This is a genomic window from Novosphingobium sp. BL-S-19, assembly GCF_055521675.1.
Genome location: NZ_CM145498.1, coordinates 2522147 through 2544340, shown reverse-complemented (window position 1 = coordinate 2544340; position 22194 = coordinate 2522147). Strand labels below are relative to the sequence as shown.

The following is a 22194-nucleotide window of genomic DNA, read 5'->3' as shown; positions in this document are numbered from 1 at the left end:
CATCCCGCGCGCACCGCCTGAGGAATGACTATGACCGAAACCCCCGCCGTCACTGCACGAAACGACTGGACCCGTGAGGAAATCGCGGCGCTGTTCGACCTGCCGTTCACCGAACTGGTGTTCCGCGCAGCCGAAGTCCATCGCGCCAGCCATCCGCACAACGAAGTGCAGCTTTCCACGCTGCTTTCGATCAAGACCGGCGGCTGCGTGGAAGACTGCGGCTATTGCTCGCAGTCGGTTTCGGCCAACAGCGGCGTCAAGGCGACGAAGCTGATGGAAGTGCAGCAGGTGCTGCAGCGCGCGGCGCAGGCGGCGGATCAGGGCTCCACGCGCTTCTGCATGGGCGCCGCCTGGCGCAACCCCAAGGACCGCGACATGCCCGCCATCATCGAGATGGTGAAGGGCGTGCGCGCCATGGGCATGGAAACCTGCATGACGCTGGGCATGCTGACGCCCGATCAGGCGGACATGCTCTCCGAAGCGGGCCTCGACTACTACAACCACAACATCGACACCTCGCCCGAGCGTTACGATCAGGTGATCACCACGCGCACGATGGACGACCGCCTCGATACGCTGTCGAACGTGCGCATGGCGGGCATCAACGTCTGCTCCGGCGGCATCGTCGGCATGGGCGAGACGCGCGCCGACCGCGTGGGCTTCGTCCACACGCTGGCGACGCTGCCCGATCACCCGCAGTCGGTGCCGGTCAACGCGCTGGTTCCCGTGAAGGGCACCGTGCTGGGCGACATGCTGGCCGATACCCCGCTCGCCAAGATCGACGACGTGGAATTCGTGCGCACCGTGGCGGTCGCGCGCATCACCATGCCGCTGTCGATGGTGCGCCTCTCGGCCGGCCGCGAATCGATGTCCGAAATGACGCAGGCGATGTGCTTCATGGCCGGCGCGAATTCGATCTTCACTGGCGACAAGCTGCTGACCGCGCCGAACTCCGGCGACGACAATGACGCGGCGATGTTCGCCCGCCTTGGCATCAAGCCGATGGCCATCGAGTTGACCCCGGCGCAAGTCGAAGCCCAGCGCATGCCCAAGGGCTGCGCGAAGCTGGAAGCTGCCGAGTGATACACCGGGCAGGATCAATGCTGCTGGCGCTGTCCTGCCTTGCTTTTACGCCGGGCGTTGCGGCTGCCGCAACGCCCGCTGCGTCTCCGATCACGATCGGCGAGACGCATCTTGTCACCTTTGCAGATGGCGATCAGAGACAGATCAACGTCTACCTTCCCGAAGGCTATGCGAAAGGAAACGCGCGTTACCCCGTCCTCTATCTGATCGACGGGGGGCTCTCTCAGGATTTCCTGCATGTCGCCGGATCCACCGCGCTCAACGCCGTGTGGGGCCGCTCGCTGCCGGTCATCGTCGTGGGGATCGAGAGCAAGGACCGGCGCGCCGAACTGATCGGCACACCGGGTAACGCCGCGCAACAAAAACAGTATCCCACCGCCGGGCATTCGGCTCAGTTCCGCGCTTTCCTGCGCGATCGGGTCAAGCCCCTGATCGAAGCGGACTATCGCACCAATGGCGATGACGGTGTGATCGGCGAGTCGCTCGCCGGGCTGTTCATCGTTGAAACGTGGTTGCGTGAACCCGGCCTGTTCCACCGCTATGCCGCCATCGATGCGAGCCTGTGGTGGGACGACGGCGCGCTTTCGAAATCGGCGGCGGGGCTTCTTGCTGCCAAGCAGCCGCGTGGTTCCCTGTTCCTCACCTATTCCAATGAGGGGCCTGAGACCGCCGAGGCGGCAGAGCGCGTTGCCGGTGTGGGGGGCTCGCTCGTCTGCCTGTCCCCGCGCACCGACCTGACCCACGCGACTGCTTATCACGTCCTTTCGCCGCAGGCGCTGCAATTCCTGTTTCCGACCGACAACAAGCATGACCCCGAATGGGGCTTCGAGGTGACATGTTCAAAAAGATCCTGATCGCAAACCGTGGCGAGATCGCCTGCCGCGTCATCAAGACTGCGCGCCGCATGGGTATCCAGACGGTGGCCGTCTATTCGGACGCCGATGCCCGCGCGCCGTTCGTGCAGATGGCCGATGAGGCCGTCCACATCGGCCCCGCGCCCGCGCGCAGTCGTACCTGATTGCCGACAAGATCATCCAGGCCTGCAAGCAGACCGGCGCCGAAGCCGTCCATCCGGGCTACGGCTTCCTGTCCGAACGTACCTCCTTCGCAGAGGCGCTGGCCGCAGAGGGGATCGAGTTCATCGGCCCTCCCGTCGGCGCGATCGCTGCGATGGGTGACAAGATCGAGTCCAAGAAGCTTGCCAAGCAGGCCGGCGTCAACGTCGTGCCCGGCTTCGTCGGCGAGATCGAGGATACCGAGCACGCCGTGCGCATCTCGAACGAGATCGGCTATCCGGTGATGATGAAGGCCTCGGCTGGCGGCGGCGGCAAGGGCATGCGCCTTGCCTATAGCGAGCAGGACGTGCGTGAGGGCTTCGAGAGCGTGAAGCGCGAAGGCCTGAACTCCTTCGGCGACGACCGCGTCTTCATCGAGAAGTTCATCCTCAACCCGCGCCACATCGAGATCCAGATCCTGGGCGATAAGCACGGCAACATCCTCTACCTGAACGAGCGCGAATGCTCGATCCAGCGTCGTCACCAGAAGGTGGTGGAGGAAGCGCCGTCGCCCTTCGTCACCGAAAAGATGCGCAAGGCCATGGGTGAGCAGTGCGTCGCCCTGTCGCGCGCGGTGGGTTACTACTCGGCGGGCACCGTGGAACTGATCGTCTCGGGCGCGGACCCGACGGGCGAGAGCTTCTACTTCCTCGAAATGAACACCCGTCTTCAGGTGGAGCACCCGGTTACCGAAGCGATCACCGGCGTCGATCTGGTCGAGCAGATGATCCGCGTCGCCGCCGGCGAAAAGCTGGAGATGACGCAGGCCGATGTGAAGATCGACGGCTGGGCCATCGAAAACCGCGTCTATGCCGAAGACCCCTATCGTGGCTTCCTGCCCTCGACCGGCCGCCTCGTGCGCTATCAGCCGCCGGTGGATGGCTGGACCGATGACGGTTCGGAGAATGGCCGCCGCGGTGTGGACGGCATTCGCGTCGATGACGGCGTCTACGAAGGCGGCGAAGTCTCGATGTTCTATGACCCGATGATCGCCAAGCTGATCACCTGGGGCGAAACCCGCGACGAGGCGGCAGACAAGCAGGTCGCCGCGCTTGACCTGTTCGAGATCGAGGGCCTTGGCCACAACATCGATTTCGTCTCGGCCATCATGCAGCACCCGCGCTTCCGCTCGGGCGAGCTGACCACGGGCTTCATTGCCGAGGAATATCCCGAAGGCTTCACCGGCGCGCCTGCGTCCGAAGAACTGAAGGGCAAGCTGGCCGCCGTCGCTGCCTTCGTCGCCACCGCGCGGGCCGACCGTGCGCGCCGCGTCGACGGGCAACTGGCGCCGCGCCGTCTGGCTCCGCCTTCCGAATGGACCGTCACCATCGACAAGGCGCCGTATGAGGTCGTCATCGACGATGAGGACGTCACCGTGAACGGCGTCTCGGTCGAACTGGCGATGGAATACACGCCGGGCGACAGCCTGATCGAAGCGGAGATCGACGGCGAAGCCATCGGCATCCGCGTTGCGCCCACGCGCACGGGCCTGAAGATGACCACGCGCGGCGCGATCCACGATGTGCTGATCCTGCCCAGCCACATCGCCTCGCTGAACAAGCACATGATCGAAAAGATCCCGCCGGATCTTTCGAAGTACCTGATCTGCCCGATGCCGGGCCTGCTCGTCGCGCTCCATGTGGGTGAGGGCGACAAGGTGGAGGCTGGTCAGCCGCTTGCCGTGGTTGAGGCCATGAAGATGGAGAACATCCTGCGCGCCGAGAAGTCGGGCGTGGTGAAGGCGGTCAATGCCAAGGCGGGCGAAAGCCTTGCGGTGGACGCCGTGATCCTCGAAATGGAATAAATGCATCTAGACCACGACCCCGCCGCACCTGCGGCCGAGCAGATTTCCTTCGACGATTTCCTGAAAGTGGACATCCGCGTCGGCACCATTGTCGCCGCGGAAGTCTACGAGGGAGCGCGCAAGCCAAGCCTGAAGTTGCGGATCGATTTCGGCCCCGGCATCGGCGAGCGAAAGAGCGTAGGGCAAGTCGCCGCGCTCTATTCGCCGGAGGAACTGATCGGCCGGCAAGTGGCGGCGGTCGTGAACTTTCCCACGCGGCAGATCGGCAAGGCGCTGTCCGAGGCATTGACGCTCGGCTTCGCGGACGAGGAGGGCCGGGTGGTCCTCTTCGCGCCGGACAGCCGCGTTCCCAACGGTTCAAGGTTGTTCTGATGACGGGTTTTGCCGCGCTTTTGGCCGCAGCGGAAGAGATCGATGGCGGTTTCGCCTTCGACATTACCGAGGACTGGCTTCAGGGCCGCACCGCTTACGGCGGGCTGACTTCGGCTCTGGCGCTGGCAGCGGCGCAGCGCGTCGATCCCGAATTGCCGCCGCTGCGTTCGGGCCAGTTCGCGATGATCGCCCCGCTGGCGGGTCGTGTCGAAGCGCGGGCGCGGATCGTGCGCAAGGGGCGCAATGCCACCTGGGTTGCGGCGGAACTGTCGAACGAGAAGGGCGTCGGTTTCAGCGCCAGCTTCGTGTTCATGCGCCAGATCGAAAGCGCGGCGGATATCGCCGGCTATCCGATGCCGGAAGGCGTGAATCCCGTTGCCGATGCCAAGCCGGTGCCGATGGAGGTCGCTCCCGAATTCCTGAAACGGAATTTCGATGCGCGCTTTGCCCTGCCGAAGTCGGCGTTGGGTGAAGCGGACCTGTGCTGGTGGGTGCGCCTCAAGGAGCGTGACGGGCTCGATCCGGCGTTGGAGGCGGTGCTGATCGGCGATGCCTTGCCGACGGCGGTGCTGCCGCTGCTCAATTTCCGCGTGCCGATCAGTTCGATGCACTGGCACGTCAACATGCTGGAGCCCGCGCCGACGACCGAGGACGGTTGGTGGTTGCTGCGCTCCACCAGCGAATTCGCGCGCGATGGCGGGGCCAGCGAGCATATCCTGCAGTGGAATGCTGCGGGCAAGCCGGTGATTGCCGGAATGCAGTCGGTCGCGGTGTTCGGCTGAGGGGGCTGTCCCGCCAACCCTGCAATATCAAAAACCCTCGTCGCCCCCGCGAAGGCGGGGGCCCCGCTTGTTCTTTCTCGCGAGGTCGGAGGAAGAAAGCGGGATCCCCGCCTTCGCGGGGATGACGAGGTTATTGTTTGTCTGTCCGGTCAAGCCGCCTTCGGCTCACCCGCCAGTGTCTTGCCCAGCAGGATCTTGAACGCGGCAAAGGCGATCAGGCCGAAGGTCGCGGCGCCGACGTGCATCAGCCAGAACGACACGGTATCCATCGAGGAATACCAGCCGCCGACGATGCCCACTGCCTTGTTGGCGCCGAAGAACGCCAGATAGTAGATGCCCACCACCGTCGCATTCAGCGAACGCGGCGCGATCTTGGTGAAGAGCGCGAGGCTCACCGGCATGATGTGGGCAAAGCCGATCGAATTGAACAAGTGGAACATCACCGGCCAGAACAGGCCGATCTTTCCGCCTCCGGCCGTCGCCGCCGCAATCACCAGGCACATGCCGCCGGTCATCGAGAACAGCGATCCGATGATCATCTTGCCCAGTTCGTCGGGCTCACGGCCGGTACGGTCAGCATAGAACTTCCAGAACGCGGCCACGGCCACCAGCATCGAGAAGCTGAGCGTGGCGTCGACGGTGATCATCCAGCTGGACGGCAGGGTGATGCCGAAGAAGGTAAGCTGGAACTTGGCATCCGCCCAGACAAGGTAGGCGTTGAAGATTTCCTGATTGGTCAGCATCGCGATGGCCAGCACCGGCACCAGCACGGCCAGCGCGCCAAGGCGTGGCCAGTCCGATTTGGTGAGGCGTGTGCGCTGCGTCTTGTCGGCGCCCTTCGGTGCGCGATTGTCGGCCGGCAGCCACGGCTGCGCCTTCAGGTAGAGCAGCAGGCCGAACACCATCACCACGCCGGCCGCGCCGAAGCCGTAATGCCAGCCGACTTCCTGGCCCAATGTGCCCGAAATCAGCGGCGCGGCGATCACCGAGACGTTGATGGCGATGTAGAAGATCTGGAACGCCATCGCGCGGCGCAAGTCGTTGGGGCCGTAAAGTTCGCCCACCTGGCTGGCGATATTGCCCTTGAACAGGCCGACGCCCACCACCAGAGAGATCAGCGCGAAGAGGAACATCCCCTCGAACGCCATCAGGAAGTGGCCGATGGACATGACCACGGCGCCAGCGATCAGCGTTGCCTTGCGGCCCAGCCAGCGGTCGGCGATGATTCCGCCCAGGATCGGCGTCAGATAGACGAGCGAGGTGTAGTCGCCGAAGATCGCCGAAGCGAGCGGCTGTCCGTCCAGCCCGGCATAGTGCCAGCCGCGCAGCCACGACAGGCCCAGAACTTTGCCCACGTTCTCGGGCAGCAGCAAATACTTGACCATGTAGAGCACGAGCAGCGTCTGCATGGAGTAGTAGGAAAAGCGCTCACACCCCTCGACGAACGAGAGATAACCCAGCCCACGCGGATGGCCCAGGAAGGCGCGATCGTCTCGCGCCGCTTCCTCGGGGAAGTCGAGCTGGGCGGTAGCTTCGGCAACAGTCATGGCGATCCCGGAAATATTGTTATTTTTGAAAGACGTTTATGTTCTTGGCGCATGCGTATAATGGCGTGGTCGGGAAATGTCACGCTATTGACGTCATGACGTCGCATCGGCGTCTCAGTCTGAGACGTGCTCGGGCTTGCCCTTGCGTTTGGTGGAGGCGAGTTCCTCCAGCTGCTTCTCGGTCATGCTTTCGGCCATTTCGCGGGATGCGCCTTTGAGGTCGCTCTTCTTCGTCTCCCCGCGCTTGGCGGAGAGGGCCGCACCTGCGGCTTTCTGCTGGGCTTTCGATTTTGCGGGCATGGCTGATGCTCCCTTGCCGTGATGCAAGAGATGACACGCAGCATGCCATGAAAGTTCCCGAGGGCTGCCGAAGCAGCCCCATTCGGATCAGATTTTAGACCGGATCGCGGGCCAGTTCCTCGTCGAGGAACACGGCCACATCCTCCAGCGAGATTTCGCGGTCGAGGTAGGTCTGGCCGATGCCCTTCATCAGCAGGAAGGGCAGGGTGCCGGCGTCCATCTTCTTGTCGTGAAGCATGTGCTCCACCATCGCGCGGCCATCGCATTCGAGGCCGAGCGCGGAGAGGCTGGCGGGCAGGCCGATCTCGCCGATATGGCGGGCGACATGTTCGGCGCTCGCCTGCGGCATCAGGCCCCGGCGGGCGGAGTAGCGCGCGGCCAGTACCGTGCCCAGTGCCACGCCTTCGCCGTGGAGCAGGCGAGTGGAGAAGCCGGTTTCCGCTTCCAGCGCATGGCCGAAAGTGTGGCCAAGGTTCAGCAGGGCGCGCTTGCCGGTGGTTTCGAACTCATCCTCGGCAACGATGCGCGCCTTGCTCGCCACCGAATGGGCCACGGCATATTCGCGCAGCGCCGCGTCGCCTGCGATCATGGCGGCGGCATTGGTGTCGCACCATGCGAAGAAGTCGGCATCGTCGATCAGGCCGTACTTCACCACTTCGGCATAGCCGGCCAGCAGATCGCGGCGGGGCAGGGTTTCCAGCGCGGACAAGTCCGCCAGCACCAGCGAGGGCTGGTGGAACGCGCCGACCAGGTTCTTGCCGGCCGGCGTGTTGATCGCGGTCTTGCCGCCGACGCTGGAATCGACTTGCGCCAGCAAGGTCGTCGGCACCTGGATGAACTTGCAGCCGCGCTTCAGCACGGAGGCGCAGAAACCGGTGAGATCGCCGATCACGCCGCCGCCCAGCGCGATCACGCTGTCCCCGCGCTCCACGCCCAGTTCCAGCAGCCAGTTCACCGTCGCGGCCAGTTCGTCCCACGACTTTGTGGCCTCGCCCGCCGGCAGGATGCGCCAGTGCGGCTCATGCCCGTTGTCGCGTAGCGATCGTTCCACCACTTCGCCCCATGCCGCGTGGACATGGGCGTCGGTGACGATCGGCACGCCGCGTTTGCGCAGCAGACCCCGGCAGTTCGGCACGAGTTCGGCGAGCAGCCCGGCGCCGACGCGCACTTCATAAGGGCGTCCGGCGATGTCGACGGAAATCACAGCCATTGCGATAGTCCCTGAAGTACCTTGTTGATGGTCTGCACATGCGGGCCGGGGGAGCTTAGCACGTGAATGGGGGCCTGTTCGTAATGCGGGCGCCGATCCTCGCGCAGGCGGGCCAGTATATCGCGCGGGTCGCCGCCTTGCAGCAGCGGGCGATTGTCCTTGCGCGCCGTGCGATCGACCAGTGTTTCCACTTCGCTGTCCAGCCACACGGTAATCGCGTGTTCCAGGATCAGCGCGCGCGTTTCCGCATTGCAGAATGCCCCGCCGCCGGTGGCAAGCACGGTGGGTTCGGCGCCAGAACCGAGCAGGCGGGCAATCACCCGCCGCTCCCCGTCGCGGAAATAGGATTCCCCGTAGGTTTCGAAAATCTCGGGGATGGTCATCTGGGCGGAACGTTCGATTTCCTCGTCCGCGTCGACGAAGGGGAAGTCCAGCAGGGTGGCAAGCCGTTTGCCGACGCTGGACTTGCCGACGCCCATCATGCCGACCAGCACGATGGGGCGATCGATCCGCCGGGCGAGGGCAGCAATTTCTTGCGCGGAAAAGCGGGTCTGTTGAACGTCCATTGCCCCACCGCCTATAGTTGCGCTAGGTCGCAGCGCAAGCATCGGTGAAGGAAGGCGAGTGACGGTACCAAAGGGCAGGCGAAAGCTTTCGGGAGCGATCCCGGGCGTGACTGTGGCCGTGGTGATCGCGATCGTGGTGGTAATCGGGGGGCTGGCCTGGGTTGACGGTGGTCACCGGCAGGTCCGCGATATCGTCCAGCCGGTGAAGGTCCCCGACCAGAAGGTAACGCAGACGCCATGATGAACGCTCGCATTCGCGCCTGGCACGTGATGGCCGGCACCGCGCTGGCGCTCACCTCCGTTTGGGCCATGGCGCAGGACGGCCCCGAATCGCTTCTGCCCAAAGGCTTCGAGCAGCCGACGCCGACTCCCACACCCGCCCCGGCCAAGGCGCCCGCAGCGGCGCCGGCGAGCGGAGGCAGCGCCGCGCCCGCACCGCGTGCCACCTCCACGCCGGTGATCCAGCAGCTTCCGAGCATTGCGCCGGCCGCCATTGATGCGAGCGGCGGCATTCCTGGCCTGACGGCGCAGGGCGGGCTGACGCGCGTGCCCACGCTTGAAGAACTCGAACGCATGTCGCCCGAGGATTTCGAGGATCTGCTGGGCAACAAGATCGATCTCGACATGCCGCCGCAGGCGCGCCGTTCGATGGAGCGCGTCGGCCTGATCGACGATAGCGAAGGCGGCTTTGCGGCTTCCTCGCTCTCGACGATGAACTGGACGGTGGTGGAGGCGGCGCTGGCTGCCAATCGCGGGCAGCTCGTCTCGCGCTGGGGCCATGTCCTGCTGCGCCGCGCGCTGATCTCGCGCCTTTCGCCGCCCGCCGGCATGAGCCCGCAGCGCTTCCTGGCGCTGCGCGTCTCGCTGCTGCTGCGCATGGGTGAAAGCGATGCCGCGCGCGCCGTGCTGCAGGATATCGATATCGCCAATTACACACCCGAACTGGGCGATCAGGCGTTCGAGACTTACCAGCGCACGGCCGATTTCACCGGCCTGTGCCCGGTCTTCTCCTCGGTCGGTTCGCTGCGCGACGATGCGCAGTGGAATGCGGCAAAGTCCATCTGCGAGGCGTTCCGCGGCAGCGGCGCTTCGGCCATGGCCAAGCTGGACAAGATGCGCGTGCGCGGATCGATGGACCGCATCGACGTGCTGCTGGCGCAGAAGTATGCCGGAGCCGCCGGACGATCGCGCAAGGCAGTGACGATCGAGTGGGACGGCGTGACGACGATGACGCCGTGGCGCTACGGCCTTGCCAATGCCGTTGGCCTGACGCCGCCGGACAGCGCCATGGAAGATGCCGGGCCGTTGTTTGACGACATGACTGCGCTGGCGCCGATGGTGGGGCTGACGCGCCGAGCGGCTGCCGCCGATCACGCTGGCGCTACCGGCGTCCTCTCCAACGCGGCGATGGTCGATCTCTACAGCCAGCTCTATTCCGATCCGGAAGTGAGCGGCGATTGGCAACAGCGCGCGGAAACGCTGCGCAATGCCTATGTGCTCGACGATCCTTCGGCACGCTTTTCGGCGATGCAGAGCCTGTGGAGCAGCGCGAGCGGCGCCGATGCCACGTATGCGCGGCAGGTGCTGACCGCCGCTGCCGCTGCCCGCATCACCCCCAGCAAGGACATGGAGGAGCAGGCACCGCTGCTGCTGACCTCGATGCTGGCGGCCGGATTCGATGCCAATGCCCTTGCATGGTCGCCCGTGGTGGCATCCGGCAGCCAGGGCTGGGCACTGCTGGTGCTTGCCGCGCCGGGGCGGATCCGGGCGGTGGGTTCCAGCGCGGTTAGCACTTACCTCGATGCGGACGACAGCACCGACAAGCGCCGCAGCGCCTTCCTCGTTGCCGGTCTGGCGGCGCTGGGGCGCATCGAGCAAAGCGATGCTGGCAGCTTCTCCGGCCAGCTTGGCCTTGGGCTGGATGGTTCGACCCGCTTTACCGAGGCGCTGGATCATGCCGCTGCCAATGGCGATCAGGCGGGTGTGGCGCTGCTGGCCGGGCTGGGCATGCAGGGCGGCGATTGGCATCTTATGACGCCGCGCTATCTCTTCCACATCGTTTCCGCCCTGCGCGCCGTCGGGCTGGACGCGGAAGCACGGATGATCGCGGCCGAGGCAGTAGCGCGGGCCTGATGGAGCCGATGCGGCGATGAGCCGGGCAAGGTCGCCATCAGGATCTTCAGCTGCCGAGCGTTTCCTGACGATGCTGGCGGCCGAGCGCGGCGCGGCGGCCAATACGCTGGCGGCCTATCGCCGCGATCTCGATGCGGCGGCCGATGAGGTGGGCGATCTCGTCACGGCGCAAGGCGATGCGCTTGCCGGATTGGGCAAGGCGTGGAGCGCGGTTGCGCCCGCGACGCTCGCCCGCCGCTGCTCGGCGCTGCGCCAGTTCTACGGCTTTCTTGTCGACGAAGGGCTGCGGGAAGATGATCCCTCTCCCTCGCTGCCGCGCCCGCGTACGCGCCGCGCCTTGCCGCGCCTGCTGTCGCGGGACGAGGTGGAGCGCTTCCTGACGCAGGCCGAGGAAGAAGCTGCGGCAGACAAGCCCGAATCGGTGCGGATGCTCGCCTTGCTGGAATTGCTATACGGTTCGGGGTTGCGCGCCAGCGAACTGGTGTCGCTGCCGGTCGCGGCAGTGCCGCGCGATGCGCCGTTCCTTCACGTTACCGGCAAAGGCGGGCAACAGCGGATGGTTCCGGTCAGCGGGCGCGCCCGCGCGGTGCTTTCGCGCTGGCTGGCGGTTCGGCCGGAGGGATCGCGTCACCTTTTCCCCTCGCGCGGCGAAAGCGGCCATCTCACGCGGGTGCGGCTGTTCCAACTGCTGCGCGATCTTGCGGTTCGTGCGGGCCTCGATCCGGAACGCGTCTCTCCGCACGTGCTGCGCCATGCTTTCGCCACGCACCTGCTGGAAGGCGGGGCGGATCTTCGCGTGCTGCAGACCCTGCTCGGCCATGCCGATATTGCCACCACCCAGATCTACACGCATGTCGAAAGCGCGCGACTGGTGGCCCTGGTGAATGCACGGCATCCGCTGGCACGGCAGGGATAGGGCTCCTTCCACTCTCCCGAACGCTCTTGCGGAACAGGGGCTTGTCCGGCCAGTTGTCTACGGCAACCAAGGTGCGAAGGGAGAAGCCATGACTGTAGGAAAGGTGGGGCGGGGCCGGGGCGCGGCGCTGTCGGGCGCGATTGTGCTGGCCCTGGCACCGGGCAGTGTGGAGGTGGCCACGGCGGCTGCGGCCTACCCGGCCGTCACCGCGATCAGCCAGGCTGACAAGGCGCAAGGGGCCAAGGCCCATCCCGATCTTCTGGCGGAATTCGGCGGCGCGGTGACCGGGCCGCAAGCCGCTTACGTGGAACAGGTGGGCAAGAACATCGCCGTCCAGTCCGGCCTTTCCAACGCGAAAGGCGACTTCACGGTCACGCTGCTCAATTCCTCGGTAAACAACGCTTTCGCGATTCCAGGCGGCTATATCTACGTCACCCGCCAGTTGACCGAACTGATGAACAACGAAGCGGAACTGGCAGGAGTGCTGGGCCACGAAGTGGGCCACGTGGCCGCGCGGCACTCCGCAAAGCGTCAGCAGGCGGCGAATCGCAACCAGATTATCGGCGTGCTGGGCTCCATCCTGTCCGGCGTCCTGCTGGGTGACAGCGCGCTGGGGCAGTTGGGTCAGCAGGTGGCCACGCAAGGCACGCAGATGCTGACGCTGCAATATTCGCGCTCACAAGAGCAGGAGGCGGACCGGCTGGGCATCACTTACCTGAAGCGGGCCGGGTACGATCCACGGGCGATGGCGACAGTGCTGGACAGTCTGGCGCGGCAGAATGCGCTGGAAGCGCGGCTCAACGGCAACTCGGCGCGGGTGCCCGCATGGGCATCGACGCACCCCGATCCGGCTTCGCGCGTGCGCGATGCTCAGTCGCTTGCCGGCAATGGTGCCACCGGAACCACGAATCGCGACATGTTCCTCTCGCGAATCGACGGCCTGACTTACGGCGACGATCCGCATCAGGGGGTGATCGACGGTACCCGCTTCATCCATCCCGACCTGAAGCTGGCGTTCCAGGCGCCTGCCGGCTTCTACATGGTCAACGGCACGCAGACGGTTTCGATCAGCGGGCAATCGGGTAAGGCGCAATTCGGCGGTGGCCGGATGGGCACGGGTCTCGACGCTTATATCGACGAGGTCTTCGCCGGGTTGACCGACAAGGGGCAGGCGCGAATCCGGCCCGACAGTGTCGAGCGCGCAACCGTGAATGGTATTCCCGCCGCCTATGGCGTGGCGCGGGTGCAGACTTCGGGCAATCAGGTGGAAGTAGCGGTCTTCGCTTACGACTTCGGTGGCGGCAATGCCTATCACTTCCTGACGATGACGAAAGTAGGGGGCGTTGGCGTCTTCAACCCGATGTTTAAGTCCATGCGCCGCATCTCCGCTGCCGAAGCGGGGCAGGTGCGGCCGCGCCTGCTGCGGGTGGTGACTGTCAAGGCGGGCGACACTTCGCAGTCTCTGGCCGCGCGCATGGCCTTTTCCGATGCGCAACTGGACCGTTTTCTGGTGCTCAACGGACTGCAGGCGGCGGACCGGCTGGTGCCGGGGCAGAAGGTGAAGATCGTCACATACTGAAAAGGCCCCCGGTTTCCCGAGAGCCCTTCAAGATTGCCGAGCCGGAAACGGAAAAGGGCGGCAGGTTTCCCTGCCGCCCTGAACCGTTTAGCTCGAAAGCTTCTTACGAGTTCGTCGAACCCAGGGTCGACGAGGTCTTCGAGAAGGTCGAGGTGAGCTGCGAGCCCATGCCCTGCATGGCGGCGATCGCGGCAACAGCGATGAGGGCGGCGATCAGGCCGTATTCGATAGCGGTGGCGCCTTCTTCGTTGCGACGCAGCTTGGCGAGAAACTTCATGGTATGTCTCCTGATGTAAAGCAGTCTTCTGTACCCGGTCCATCCCGCCTGGCGTCTCGCTTCAGCGCTCCGGACAATTTCGCTTTTAGGTTGGAAGTGTTGAAAAATGTTTAAGTTGGAATTTTCTTCAGCTTGCGGAGATTGCAGTAGATGACTTCGAAGCGATGCTATTCCACATGCCAACAGCTTCATCGGCGGCGCCGCTGATTGCTACGACAACCATAAGTACAATCAATCCAAGGATCAGTCCGTATTCGACGGTGGTGGCGGCGGTTTCTTCTTTAAGAATTCGCACACCGATCGATCGAACAGTCATGATGCACCCTGCAGTTCTCCAGAACACTCTCGGGGATGCCATCGTGGCGTTAACGAGTTCCTAATAAGGGTATCGATGCTGGAAAATTCTTTTACACCGATGGTCGTCGTCGCCGTGGCGCTCGTGCGCGAAGACGGGCGGGTGCTGATGCAGCAGCGACCCTTCACCAGTATGCACGGCGGGCTATGGGAATTTCCCGGAGGCAAGGTCGAGCCGGGCGAAAGCCCGGAAGCGGCGGCCGTCCGCGAACTGGACGAGGAACTGGCGCTGGGGCTCGATCGCACCGTGCTGGAGCCGGTGAGCTTCGCCAGCGGGCGAACCGGGGACGGGGCCCGGTCGCTTGTCATACTTCTTTACGTTTGCCGCGAATGGCGGGGCGAGCCGCACCCGCACGAGGCGGAGGCGCTTGGCTGGTATGCCCCCGAAGCCATCGAAACGCTGGCAATGCCGCCGCTCGACTATCCTTTGGCAGCGGCCTTGTGCAAATTCCTGCGCTCAAGTGCGATATAGGCGTTGACGGGGGGCGGATCCCTTTCTATTGGCGCCACTCCAACGCGCCCGTAGCTCAGCTGGATAGAGCATCAGACTACGAATCTGAGGGTCGGACGTTCGAATCGTTCCGGGCGCGCCACTTTCCTTTCGGGGAAATCGTGGCCTTGGTTGGATAGAAATTGGCACGCGCCCGTAGCTCAGCTGGATAGAGCATCAGACTACGAATCTGAGGGTCGGACGTTCGAATCGTTCCGGGCGCGCCATTTCTCCATAGAGAGGTTTCCAGACCTTTCGCCGTATGGATACATAGGGCATCTGCGCGCCCGTAGCTCAGCTGGATAGAGCATCAGACTACGAATCTGAGGGTCGGACGTTCGAATCGTTCCGGGCGCGCCACTTGCCTCACAACAGCAACCCTCGATTATTCGGGGGTTTTTTATTATCTGCGCGGCGCGCGATCGGGCGGCGCGAATCGCATCGCCCGTCGCTTTAGCTGCCAGCCTTCGCCTCATCGGAAGCCTGCGGGCGAGCGAAAGCGCGCGACAGGCCGTGGTAGAGCTTTTCCTTGCAAACCAGCGTGCTGGCGGCATCGGCGATGATGGCGGTTAGGAACAGCGGCACGATCATGCCGCGGCTGGCGGTGGTTTCCATCAGGATGATCACGGCCGTCAGCGGTGCACGCACTACTCCTACGAAATAGGCGACCATGCCCAGCAGCACGATGGCCGGGGCCGGATCGTCCGGAAATCCGTAAGACAGCAATTGCCCCAGTCCCGCGCCTACTGAAAGCGAGGGGGCAAAGATGCCGCCCGGCGCGCCGGAGACGGCCGTGGCCGCCGTGGCGAGGAATTTGGCCGGGCCGAACCAGGGGGAGGGGTTTGCCGTCCCCTCGATCATGTGGCGCGTGGTTTCGTAGCCGGTGCCCCAGGTCGATCCGGTAAGCACGCCGGTTACCGCCACGATCATCCCGCAAACCAGCGCCAGCGTGACTGGCCGAGTCCGGGCCGTCTGAAACAAGGGGTGCGTGCTGCGCGAGAAAGAAAGCAGGGTGCGCGAGAACAGGCCGCCCAGCACGCCGCCCGCAACGCCCGCCACGGGTGTGATCAGCAGGACGGAGGCAACGCCCAGCGTCTGCCGCATGGCGCCGAAATAGACGTAGTCGCCGGCCACCGCCAGGCTGACGAGGCCGGATATCACCACGGCCCCCATCACCAGCACCGCGACCTTCTGTTCGAAGGCGGCGGCAAGTTCCTCGATCGCGAAGGCGACACCGGCCAGCGGCGTGTTGAAAGCCGCGGCCACGCCGGCGGCGCCGCCGGCGATCAGCACACCGGCGGAGATCGGCACGCGCAGAATGCGGTGGCAGGTGACCATTATCGCGGCGGCAACCTGCACGGTGGGCCCTTCGCGCCCCACCGATCCGCCCACCAGCAGCATCACCGTGGTCAGCAGCAGCTTGGCGATGGCGGTCGGCAGCGAAAGCAGGCGTGAATTGGCGAGTTGCAGGTCGTGTCCGGCGGCCATGACCTGCGGGATGCCCGATCCCTTGGCGGCCGGCGCCCAGCGCTTGGTAATGGCAACCGTCGCCGCGAAGACCAGCGGGGTCATCACCAGCGGCGCATAACGATGCTGGGCCTGGAACTGCGTGAAAATCTTCTGCGCCAGATCGCCCATCCAGGCGAAGACTATGGCGATCATGCCCAGCGCCACTGCGCCGAGCACCGTCGCTGCGCGCCTGCGGGCCATGGCGAGCGAACTGTCGAGGCCGGGTGCCGACTTCTGGAATGAGCGAAAGTGTTCCAGGGGCGTCATTCGGTTCCGATCATCTCATCGCGGCAAGCCCGAAAGCGGGCGGCCCGGCTCAGGCGCCGAAAGGCAGGCACCAAAATAGGCGAGGGGGGCGATCGTCGCAAAGCGGCAGATCGACGCCCTAGTGGGCCAACACGGGGTATTATCGCAAGGACTTTGGCCGAAAAATGCAAAAGGCCCGGGATCGGCATTGCGATCCCGGGCCTCCATCCCATCAGGTCCCCGGCAAATCCGGGGCCGATTTTTACTTGCCGCTGGAGCCGCCAGCAGCACCCTGAACCGATGCGTTGAACTGGGCGGCGGTCACGCCGACAGCCAGCGCACCGTCGGCGCCAAGGCCGATGGTGTTCTTCTTGAGCGAGACGGGCGAGCCGGTCTGCAGCGCCACGGTCACGTTATCGCCCTCAACCTTGCTGACGGTGCCGAGCACGACGCCGTCGCTGCTTTTCAACGGCGCGTCGGGCACCAGCGCAGTGGCCAGCGCTTCGCCGGTCTTGGCCTGCGCGCCCTGCACGGCGGCTTCCAGCTGGGCCTTGGTCATGCCGATCGTCAGACCCTTGTCACGGGTGACGAAGGCAGACTTGGGCAGGCCCGCGCGTGCGACGCCGGTGTTGACGGTCACCACGTCGCCCTGCACGGCCTCTACCGAGCCCACTTCATTGCCTTCGGCATCGAATACCTTGGCGCCGGCAGTCGGCTCGGCTGCGGCGGCAGCGGTTGCCGGTGCGGCCTGCGCCATGGCGGCGCCGGGAACGAGCGTGGCTGCGGCAAGCGCGGCGGCGATGATCGATTTCTTCATGGCGTACTCCTTCTCGATGCGGAAGCCGACCCAACGGCGACCGACACGCAGCCCTCCAACGCAAGAGGGCCCTCAAAAACAGGTCCGGAAAGTTGACGACCCGGACGATACGATCCGGCCAGAGCCGGAACCCGCTCCGCGCGCCGTTGCGCGTGGGAAGGAGCGGGGTGAAAGACATGCTTGTTTGCATGTGCGTAACGGAATGGCGGGTGAACGGTGCCGGATCAACCGCTGGGCCGACCTCGTTTTGCGATGAAACGGCCCAAACCCGTCGTTTCGTTCGCTGTATGCGGTGAACTGCGTAACGGCGGCGAAATGCCATGGCCCTTGCCGCAGGGAACATGTTGCGCTCTTGTTCGCTAGGTGCAGCACCTGGGTACGCGCGCGCGATTGAGATCGAACGGGGGAACGCATTGGAAAGCGAGATTTTGAAAGAGGCGGAGGAGCCTGCCGTCTCTCCGTCGGTCTGGCGCTATGCGATGGCGCGCCGGGCGCATGTGGTGATCGACGCCGCAGACTACTTCTCCGTGATTCGCGAAGCGATGGAATCGGCGCGGCAGCGGATTTTCATGATCGGCTGGGATTTCGATTCGCGCATCTTGCTCACATCCGGCCGGCGCTGGTGGCAGGGCGGCCGCAAGGACCGGTTTCCGGCACGCCTGGGGTCGTTCATCATCTGGCTGGTGCGAAGCCAGGCACGGCTGGAGATTCTGCTGCTGAAGTGGAACGTCTCTCTGGTGAAGTCGCTGTTTCGCGGCACCATGGTGATCGACCTGATCCGCTGGGCCTTTCGCGATCGCATCCACTTCCGCTTCGACGGCGCCCATCCGATCGGCTGCAGTCACCATCAGAAGATCGTGGTGATCGACGATGTGTTCGCTGCCTGTGGAGGCATCGACATGACCTCCGACCGTTGGGACACGCCCGAGCATCGCCCGCACGACCCGCGCCGCCGCAGGCCCAGCGGCCGGCTCTACGGCCCCTGGCACGACCTGACGATGGTGATGGAAGGCGAAGTGGCCGGCACGCTGGCCGAACTCGGGCGGGCGCGCTGGGCGGCGGCCGGGGGCAACGAGATCGTGCCCTGCGCCCCGCAGGACTTCGTACCCTGGCCCGAAGGACTGGTGGCCGAGTTCGAGAATGTGGAGATCGGCATAGCCCGCACGCGCGCGGAATATGACGGCTGCTCGCAAGTCGCAGAGATCGAGCAGCTTTTCGTCGAGCAGATTCGCCGTGCGAAGCGCTTTATCTATGCGGAGACGCAGTACTTCGCCTCCCGCGCGGTGGCGGAGGCGATTGCCGAGCGGTTGCTGGAGGATGATCCGCCGGAAATCGTCATCATCAATCCTTTGAGCGCCAGCGGCTGGCTGGAACAGGTGGCCATGGACACCGCGCGCGTGGAACTGGTGAAGACGCTGCGCAATGCCGATCACGCCGGCCGCTTCCACATCTTCCACCCGCGCGCGGCGGACGGCGAGCCCATCTACGTCCATGCCAAACTGCTGATCGTCGATGACGAGATTCTGCGCGTAGGCTCGGCGAACATGAACAACCGGTCGATGGGTCTTGATTCGGAGTGCGACGTGTTCATCGATGCGGCACGCCCGGCCAATGCCCATGTGGTTCCAGCCATCCGCGCCTTGCGCATTCGATTGCTGGCGGAGCACTGCGGGAAGACCGAGGACGTGATCGCGGAGGCGCTGGATCGTTACGATTCGATGGCCGCGATGATCGAAGGTCTTGTGCCCACGGGCAAACATCTCGAACGCTTGCCCTTGAAACATCTCTCCGATGCTGAAAGAGCGCTGGGGGAAAGCGCTCTGCTCGATCCGGAACGACCCGGTGAGATGTTCGAGCCGATCGAGCGGCGCGGTCTGTTCCGCCGCAAGGGGCAGCTTATGCGGCTGCGCCTACAGGAAAGATTGCGAAGGAGTATCAAGGGATGAGCAGCCTGGTCGGTCCCGACGAGGACAGCCCTTTCGAAAAGAAGCCTGCGGTGCCGGAAGACGTGCAGGAAGCGATCCGCACGCTGATCCGCTGGTCCGGCGACGATCCGGAGCGCGAAGGCCTGCTGGACACGCCCAAGCGCGTGGCGCGGGCGTGGAAGGAATACTGCCAGGGCTATGGCGAGGATCCGGCCATCCACCTCAGCCGCGTGTTCGAGGAAGTGGGCGGCTACGACGAAGTCGTGCTGCTGAAGGACATTCCGTTCCAGTCGCACTGCGAACACCACATGGCGCCGATCATCGGCAAGGCGGCGATCGCCTATCTGCCGCGCGATCACGTGGTGGGCATCTCGAAGCTCGCCCGCGTGCTGCAGGGCTATGCGCAGCGCCTGCAGATCCAGGAACGCCTGACCGCCGAAGTGGCCGAATGCATCTGGACGCATCTGAAGCCGCACGGCGTTGCCGTGGTGATCGAGGCGAGCCACGCCTGCATGTCCGCGCGCGGCGTGCGCACGCCGGGCGTCAGCATGATCACCAGCCGCATGATGGGCACGTTCCTTGAAGACGAGCGCAGCCGCAAGGAAGTGCTGAGCCTGATGGGCTACTGAGGCGGGCATTCTGGCGCGGCACCGGCCCACTCCCCCACCCGACCTCCCAGATTCTACCCTGTAGGGAGGTCGGGTGGGGGAACGGGCCGGTGCCGCACAATTTGCGTTTCGCGAATTTTCAAACCGGCGCTTATCCCCGTTTCCGCGCGCCGGGAGCTTGAACGGCTCCCGCCGTGCGGCGATGGAGGCTTGGCGGCGCCCTTCGCGCCGCGCCGGGGGTAGTTTGAGCGGTTTCAAGAATAGCGTCGAAGGGCAGGGCGCCCCTCTGCTGCGTTACGGGGCTGCGCTGGTTCCGGCCGTGATGCTTTGCGTGCTGTTGCTGCGCAGCGTCTGGGATGTCGACATCTTCTGGCAGTTGAAACTGGGCGAGATCATCCTTGCCCACGGCGGCCCGATTTCCCGCGAGCCGTTTGCCGCGCTTCATCTGGGCGAGCCGCTGCCGGCGGTAGGCTGGCTGGCGCAGGCGAGCATGGCCTGGGTGCGCTCACTGGGTGGCTGGGGCCTGCTGCGGGTGTTCGATTCGCTGGTCTGGCTGGGCGGGTTCTGGGCCGTCGCCGCCGCCTGCCGCCACCGCAGCGCTACCGCGCCCGCAGTCGCGCTGGCACTGGCACTGGCCTTCTTCGCAGCCTTGCCGACCGCCAGCATCCGGCCGCAGAGCTTCGCGGCGCTGTGCTTCGGCCTGCTGCTGGCGCTGATGCAGCTACGCCTGCGACCGCTGCTAACGATCGCGCTCGGTGCGCCGCTGCTGGTGCTCTGGCAGAATTTCCACCCCTCGGCGAGCATCGGTGTGCTGACCTTGGGCATTCAAACCGTCGCCGGCGGCCTGCTTTGGCTGCGCGACCGCAATCGCCCGCTGCCGGTTGCCCCTGCCGTGCTGACGCTGGTCGCCATCGCGGCGATCTTCGCGACGCCGGACGGTTTCTCCATCCTCGCCATCTCCGCCACCAATACCGAAATGAGCCTGGCCATCGGCGCCAGCGAGTGGCGCCCGCTGTGGATCCCGGCGAATTGGAACAACGCGGTGCCGGTGGTGATCGTGCTGCTGTTGACGGCGCGCATCGTGCTGCGTGGGCGTCGCTACGATCCGGCCGAAGTGCTGGTAGCACTGGCGCTGCTGGTCATGACGATCTTCGCCTATCGCTTTGTGCTGTTCTGGGCGCTGGCGATGGTGCCGGTGATCGCGCGCGGGGCGAGTTCGCAAGAGCGCGCACTTGCCGCCCCACGCTGGTTGCCCGCTGCCGCCGTCGCAGTGGTGGCCTTGGCCTTGCCGTTTCTGGCGCCCACGCGCTTTGCGCCGAGCCTGCCGCTGGAGAGCATAGCGCGGCTGAAACAGGAAAACCTGCGCGGCACGGTCTATGCGGATTTCCCGTTCGGCGGCCCGGTGATCGATGCCGGATGGCCTAACTGGCGCGTGGCTTACGACGGGCGCTACTACCGCTACAGCCACGACGAATGGCAGTACAACGGCGGGATCGAGAACGGCTATGTCCCGCTGGTGGACGTGATCGCCAAGTGGCACCCGGTGGCCTTCGTCATTCAGGAAGACCACAATGCGCCGATCGCCGGGGAACTGGCCAGATCACCGCGTTGGAAGCGGATATTCCGGGGTGCTGACGGGGTGGTGGTTTACGTCCGGCGCTAGCCTTCCGACCCAGCTTGCCCAGAGCTAGCTAAGCGCCCCCAAGACCCCCAACCCCGTCGCCCCCGCGAAGGCGGGGGCCCCGCTGCCTTTCTGCGACATCGCCAGAAAAGCGGGATCCCCGCCTCCGCGGGGATGACGAGGTAATATGAGTTAGGGCAGGGGCGGTCCCGACCCAAATCGGTTCAGTCGCAAGGGTCCGCGCAAGCCGCCTCAACCGCCGCGCGTAACCGGCAGCAGTGCACCCGTCACCGCGCGCGCGGCGTCGGAGGCGAGGAACAGGATCACGTCCGCAATCGCCTGTGGTTGCACCCAGGTCGAGAAATCGGCGTCCGGCATATCGGCGCGATTGGTGGGCGTATCGATGATGCTGGGCAGGATGGCGTTCACGGTGACGCCGGTGCCGGCCAGTTCCTCGGCCAGCGCTTCGGTCAGGCGGTGGACGCCGGACTTGGAGGCTGCATAGGCGCCCATGCCCATGCCCGCCTTCACGGCGCCGCCCGCGCCGATGCTGATCACGCGCCCGGCAGCCGAAGCCTTGAGCGCCGGCAGCGAGAGCTGGGTGATGGTCGCGGCGGTCGTCAGGTTCATCGCCTGCATCTTCGCCCACGAGGCGAGCGATCCGCCTTCCAGCGTTTCCCAGATGAAGCCGCCCGCGATGTTCACCAGCACGTCGATGCCGCCATGCGCGGCCGCTACCGTGTCGAGCGCGGCGCGGGTTGCGGCTTCGTCGGTCAGATCGACGCCGCCGATATCCAGCGCGCCGGCCAGGGGCTCGCGGGCCGAAGGGGCGAAGTCTATGCGGGCGACCTTGTCGCCTTGCGCGGCGAAAGCGGCGGCGACGGCGCTGCCGAGTATGCCAAATCCACCAGTGACGATAACCGAACGGGCCATGGAAATTCCTCTCTTTGCGCGGACGCTATCGCGCCGGTCGGGGAGGGGCAAGCCGGGCCGGACTATC

The 22194-nt window shown here is 65.1% G+C and carries 21 protein-coding genes, 3 tRNA genes and 1 pseudogene; 16 read left to right on the top strand and 9 right to left on the bottom strand.

Features of this window, described 5'->3' with window-relative positions; translation table 11 throughout:
- Window positions 1-30: 30 nt before the first annotated feature.
- The 5 genes and pseudogenes from bioB to ACZ1JV_RS20165 all read left to right on the top strand — a co-directional run bounded on the left by bioB (window position 31) and on the right by ACZ1JV_RS20165 (window position 5096).
- Window positions 31-1083 (top strand): biotin synthase BioB, encoded by a 1053-nt coding sequence (gene bioB, locus ACZ1JV_RS20185; RefSeq protein WP_132385593.1) that lies wholly within the window; start codon window positions 31-33, stop codon window positions 1081-1083.
- Window positions 1084-1100: 17 nt separating this feature from the next.
- Window positions 1101-1937, top strand: a complete 837-nt coding sequence (locus tag ACZ1JV_RS20180) for an alpha/beta hydrolase (protein ID WP_465150237.1) — start codon at window positions 1101-1103, stop codon at window positions 1935-1937.
- A pseudogene (locus ACZ1JV_RS20175) lies at window positions 1919-3942 on the top strand (ATP-binding protein). The gene ACZ1JV_RS20180 and the pseudogene ACZ1JV_RS20175 overlap by 19 nt, the downstream one beginning before the upstream one ends.
- On the top strand, window positions 3943-4314 hold the full coding sequence (locus ACZ1JV_RS20170; RefSeq protein WP_465150236.1) for a tRNA-binding protein: 372 nt from the start codon (window positions 3943-3945) through the stop codon (window positions 4312-4314).
- Window positions 4314-5096 carry a thioesterase family protein gene (locus ACZ1JV_RS20165; protein ID WP_465150235.1) on the top strand — a complete coding sequence of 261 codons (783 nt, stop codon included), beginning with the start codon at window positions 4314-4316 and terminating at the stop codon, window positions 5094-5096. Before ACZ1JV_RS20170 ends, ACZ1JV_RS20165 begins: the two co-directional genes overlap by 1 nt.
- A gap of 149 nt (window positions 5097-5245) precedes the next feature.
- Here the strand turns inward: ACZ1JV_RS20165 and ACZ1JV_RS20160 are convergent, their stop codons facing one another.
- From ACZ1JV_RS20160 to ACZ1JV_RS20145, 4 genes are all read right to left on the bottom strand, one after another.
- Window positions 5246-6643, bottom strand: coding sequence for a peptide MFS transporter (locus ACZ1JV_RS20160; RefSeq protein ID WP_465150234.1), 1398 nt, complete (start codon window positions 6641-6643; stop codon window positions 5246-5248).
- A gap of 114 nt (window positions 6644-6757) precedes the next feature.
- On the bottom strand, window positions 6758-6943 hold the full coding sequence (locus ACZ1JV_RS20155) for a DUF3008 family protein (protein ID WP_465135515.1): 186 nt from the start codon (window positions 6941-6943) through the stop codon (window positions 6758-6760).
- Window positions 6944-7037: 94 nt separating this feature from the next.
- Complete coding sequence (gene aroB, locus ACZ1JV_RS20150) at window positions 7038-8153, bottom strand: 3-dehydroquinate synthase (RefSeq protein WP_465150233.1); 1116 nt, start codon at window positions 8151-8153, stop codon at window positions 7038-7040.
- Window positions 8144-8719, bottom strand: coding sequence for a shikimate kinase (locus ACZ1JV_RS20145; RefSeq protein ID WP_465135513.1), 576 nt, complete (start codon window positions 8717-8719; stop codon window positions 8144-8146). Before ACZ1JV_RS20145 ends, aroB begins: the two co-directional genes overlap by 10 nt.
- Window positions 8720-8825: 106 nt before the next feature.
- On the opposite strand from ACZ1JV_RS20145, the gene ACZ1JV_RS20140 reads away from it, so the two are divergent.
- The 4 genes from ACZ1JV_RS20140 to ACZ1JV_RS20125 all read left to right on the top strand — a co-directional run bounded on the left by ACZ1JV_RS20140 (window position 8826) and on the right by ACZ1JV_RS20125 (window position 13347).
- A complete protein-coding gene (locus tag ACZ1JV_RS20140) occupies window positions 8826-8960 on the top strand; it encodes a hypothetical protein (RefSeq protein ID WP_465150232.1) in 135 nt (44 codons plus the stop codon).
- Complete coding sequence (locus tag ACZ1JV_RS20135; protein WP_465150231.1) at window positions 8957-10852, top strand: hypothetical protein; 1896 nt, start codon at window positions 8957-8959, stop codon at window positions 10850-10852. Before ACZ1JV_RS20140 ends, ACZ1JV_RS20135 begins: the two co-directional genes overlap by 4 nt.
- Window positions 10853-10868: 16 nt before the next feature.
- Entirely contained in the window at window positions 10869-11768 is a 900-nt protein-coding gene (locus ACZ1JV_RS20130; protein ID WP_465150230.1) for a tyrosine recombinase, read from the top strand.
- A gap of 88 nt (window positions 11769-11856) precedes the next feature.
- On the top strand, window positions 11857-13347 hold the full coding sequence (locus ACZ1JV_RS20125; RefSeq protein ID WP_465150229.1) for a M48 family metalloprotease: 1491 nt from the start codon (window positions 11857-11859) through the stop codon (window positions 13345-13347).
- Window positions 13348-13450: 103 nt separating this feature from the next.
- On the opposite strand, the gene ACZ1JV_RS20120 is transcribed toward ACZ1JV_RS20125, so the two are convergent.
- Both ACZ1JV_RS20120 and ACZ1JV_RS20115 read right to left on the bottom strand, forming a co-directional pair.
- Window positions 13451-13624 carry a Flp family type IVb pilin gene (locus ACZ1JV_RS20120; protein WP_395333779.1) on the bottom strand — a complete coding sequence of 58 codons (174 nt, stop codon included), beginning with the start codon at window positions 13622-13624 and terminating at the stop codon, window positions 13451-13453.
- Window positions 13625-13751: 127 nt separating this feature from the next.
- Window positions 13752-13940, bottom strand: coding sequence for a Flp family type IVb pilin (locus ACZ1JV_RS20115; protein ID WP_465135508.1), 189 nt, complete (start codon window positions 13938-13940; stop codon window positions 13752-13754).
- Between the two features lie 75 nt (window positions 13941-14015).
- On the opposite strand from ACZ1JV_RS20115, the gene ACZ1JV_RS20110 reads away from it, so the two are divergent.
- The 4 genes from ACZ1JV_RS20110 (at window position 14016) to ACZ1JV_RS20095 (ending at window position 14828) form a co-directional block, all read left to right on the top strand.
- A complete protein-coding gene (locus tag ACZ1JV_RS20110; protein WP_465150228.1) occupies window positions 14016-14450 on the top strand; it encodes a (deoxy)nucleoside triphosphate pyrophosphohydrolase in 435 nt (144 codons plus the stop codon).
- Between the two features lie 44 nt (window positions 14451-14494).
- Window positions 14495-14571, top strand: a tRNA-Arg gene (locus tag ACZ1JV_RS20105).
- Window positions 14572-14618: 47 nt separating this feature from the next.
- Window positions 14619-14695: transfer RNA gene (locus tag ACZ1JV_RS20100), tRNA-Arg, on the top strand.
- Window positions 14696-14751: 56 nt separating this feature from the next.
- Window positions 14752-14828 (top strand) — tRNA-Arg (locus ACZ1JV_RS20095).
- Between the two features lie 93 nt (window positions 14829-14921).
- Here the strand turns inward: ACZ1JV_RS20095 and ACZ1JV_RS20090 are convergent.
- Entirely contained in the window at window positions 14922-16244 is a 1323-nt protein-coding gene (locus ACZ1JV_RS20090; RefSeq protein ID WP_465150227.1) for a chloride channel protein, read from the bottom strand.
- Between the two features lie 241 nt (window positions 16245-16485).
- Window positions 16486-17040, bottom strand: coding sequence for a hypothetical protein (locus tag ACZ1JV_RS20085; RefSeq protein ID WP_465150226.1), 555 nt, complete (start codon window positions 17038-17040; stop codon window positions 16486-16488).
- A 413-nt stretch (window positions 17041-17453) separates the two neighbouring features.
- On the opposite strand from ACZ1JV_RS20085, the gene ACZ1JV_RS20080 reads away from it, so the two are divergent.
- From ACZ1JV_RS20080 to ACZ1JV_RS20070, 3 genes are all read left to right on the top strand, one after another.
- On the top strand, window positions 17454-18986 hold the full coding sequence (locus tag ACZ1JV_RS20080) for a phospholipase D-like domain-containing protein (RefSeq protein WP_465150225.1): 1533 nt from the start codon (window positions 17454-17456) through the stop codon (window positions 18984-18986).
- Window positions 18983-19594 (top strand): GTP cyclohydrolase I FolE, encoded by a 612-nt coding sequence (gene folE / locus ACZ1JV_RS20075; RefSeq protein WP_395333773.1) that lies wholly within the window; start codon window positions 18983-18985, stop codon window positions 19592-19594. The genes ACZ1JV_RS20080 and folE overlap by 4 nt, the downstream gene beginning before the upstream one ends.
- A 223-nt stretch (window positions 19595-19817) precedes the next feature.
- Window positions 19818-21236: a hypothetical protein gene (locus ACZ1JV_RS20070; protein ID WP_465150224.1), complete on the top strand. Its 1419-nt coding sequence runs from the start codon at window positions 19818-19820 to the stop codon at window positions 21234-21236.
- Window positions 21237-21446: 210 nt separating this feature from the next.
- Here ACZ1JV_RS20070 and ACZ1JV_RS20065 read toward each other — a convergent pair whose 3' ends face one another.
- Window positions 21447-22127, bottom strand: a complete 681-nt coding sequence (locus ACZ1JV_RS20065) for an SDR family NAD(P)-dependent oxidoreductase (protein ID WP_465150223.1) — start codon at window positions 22125-22127, stop codon at window positions 21447-21449.
- Window positions 22128-22194: the final 67 nt, after the last annotated feature.